Annotated in this window: 1 protein-coding gene; it reads right to left on the bottom strand. The window is 65.6% G+C overall.

The genetic code is table 11. The features are described from left to right. A partial coding sequence (locus tag ACVA58_RS28320; RefSeq protein ID WP_446513558.1) for a cation transporter occupies window positions 1-242 on the bottom strand: 242 nt, incomplete at its 3' end. Between the last annotated feature and the right edge of the window lie 14 nt (window positions 243-256).

The raw sequence follows: 256 nt of genomic DNA, 5'->3' as shown, positions 1-256 counted from the left end.
GGGCTGGCCTCGTAGCCGACCTTATCGACAGCCGCGATTAGATCCTGCACGGATGCCACACCACGCACGGTAGCGCGCTCGGTCGCCAGATTGACCACAGCCTCAGTGACGCCCGGCACCGCCTTGAGCGCCTTCTCGACGCGGCCCACGCACGAAGCGCAGGTCATGCCTCCGATCGCCAGCTCGATGGTGCCCTGAGGCACGTCGTACCCTACCTTCTCGATCGCCTGGATCAGCGCCATGCGATCGACAGCAC

Source organism: Photobacterium sp. DNB22_13_2 (assembly GCF_052873915.1).
The sequence above is the reverse complement of the archived record's forward strand: the minus strand, read 5'-3'. Positions and strand labels throughout refer to the sequence as shown.